1 protein-coding gene and 1 pseudogene are annotated in these 1766 nt (G+C 72.7%); both read left to right on the forward strand.

Annotated features, from left to right (window positions below; genetic code table 11):
* Nucleotides 1-590, forward strand: a pseudogene (locus tag ACFU99_RS42670) (aminotransferase); the annotation flags it as partial.
* A 47-nt stretch (nt 591-637) separates the two neighbouring features.
* On the forward strand, nt 638-1750 hold the full coding sequence (locus ACFU99_RS42675; protein WP_384403911.1) for a methyltransferase: 1113 nt from the start codon (nt 638-640) through the stop codon (nt 1748-1750).
* The last annotated feature ends 16 nt before the right edge of the window (nt 1751-1766 follow it).

Raw genomic sequence — 1766 nt, forward strand, 5'->3', positions numbered from 1 at the left:
TCATCGACGTGAGCCAGGCGGTCGGGTGGTTCCCGGTGGACGCGGGCGCCTACGACTACACGGCGGCGGTCTGCTACAAGTGGCTGCTCTGCCCGCGCGGCACCGCCTTCCTCACCACCCCCGGCGACCCTGCCGACCCCGCCGTGACCCCGCTCACGCCGTCCTTCGCGGGCTGGGTCTCCGGCGAGAAGCCCTGGGACAGCTGCTACGGGCCCGTCGAGGAACTCGCCCGCTCCGCCCGCCGCTTCGACGAGAGCCCCAGCCTCTACTCGTACGTCGCCGCCCGGCACTCGCTCGCCCTCATCGAGGACCTGGGCGTCGACGCCATCGGCGCCCACGACCGCGCCCTCGCCGACCGCTTCCGCCACGGCCTCGCCGACCTCGGCCACACGCCCGTACCCGCCGAGGGCTCGGCCATCGTCTCCGTCCCCGCCCTCGGCCACCAGGCGCCCCGCCTCGCCGCCCAGGGCATCCAGCTCTCCAACCGCGCCGGAAACCTCCGCGCCGCCTTCCACCTCTACAACACCGAGGCCGACGTCGACCGGCTCCTGGACGTGGCCGGAACGGCTGAGCGGGTACGGACGCAGTGATCGCCGAACCCGGCCGGTCACCGCTGACGCCCACGAGGAGAGCCACCATGCAGTACCCACGCACTGAGCGGGACCACGCCGCTTCCCCCGACCGCATCCTTGAGGTCGGGCTGGGCTTCCAGGCGGCGAAGGTCCTGCTCAGCGCGGTCCGCCTCGATCTGTTCACGGTGCTGGCCGAGCGCCCCATGCCGTACGAGGAGCTGCGCGCCCGGCTCGACCTGCACCCGCGCTCCGCCCGCGACTTCCTGGACGCGCTCGTGGCGCTCGGCATGCTGCACCGTACCGGCGGCGACCTCGCCGACGGCGTCCCGGACGGACTGGATGGACCAGACGACCCGGAAGGTCCGGGGGGCGACTGCGGCACGTACGCCAACACGCCCTCCACCGCCCGCTATCTGGACCGCGGCCGGTCCACCTACATCGGCGGCTTCCTGGAGATGGCCGACAACCGCCTGTACGACTTCTGGGGCGGCCTCGCCGAAGCGCTGCGCACCGGAGAGCCGCAGAACGAGGTCAAGAAGAGCCGGGACGGCGGCGACCTCTTCGACTCGCTCTACGAGGAGCCCGCCCGGCTCACGGAGTTCCAGCAGGCCATGACCGGCCTCTCCGCCCGCTCCGCGCACGCCCTCGCCGAAGCCTTCGACTGGTCCGGACACCGCACCGTCGCCGACATCGGCTGCGCCGAGGGCGCGCTGCTCACCCATCTGCTGCGCGAACGGCCCCACCTGGAGGGCATCGGCTTCGACCTGCCGGCCGTCGCCGGGAACTTCCACGGCCTCCTGGAGCGAAGCGGCCTCGCCGACCGCCTCTCCTTCACCGGCGGCGACTTCCTCACCGGGCCGCTGCCCACCGCCGACGTGCTGATACTCGGCCACGTCCTGCACGACTGGGACCTGCCCACCAAGCGCATGCTGCTCCGCAAGGCGTACGAGGCGCTGCCCGAGGGCGGGGCCGTCATCGTCTGCGAGGCGCTGATCGACGACGACCGGCGGGAGAACGCGACCGGGCTGCTGACGAGCCTCAACATGCTCATAGAGACCACGGGCGGCTTCGACTTCACCGGCGCGGACTGCCGGCGCTGGCTGGCCGGGGCAGGGTTCGGGGACAACTGGGTGCGCCGGCTGACGGGGACCCAGTCGATGGCGGTCGGCGTCAAATGACCGCACGCCCGTGGGC

This window comes from Streptomyces sp. NPDC057654 (genome assembly GCF_042800135.1).
Taxonomy (GTDB): Bacteria; Actinomycetota; Actinomycetes; order Streptomycetales; family Streptomycetaceae; genus Streptomyces.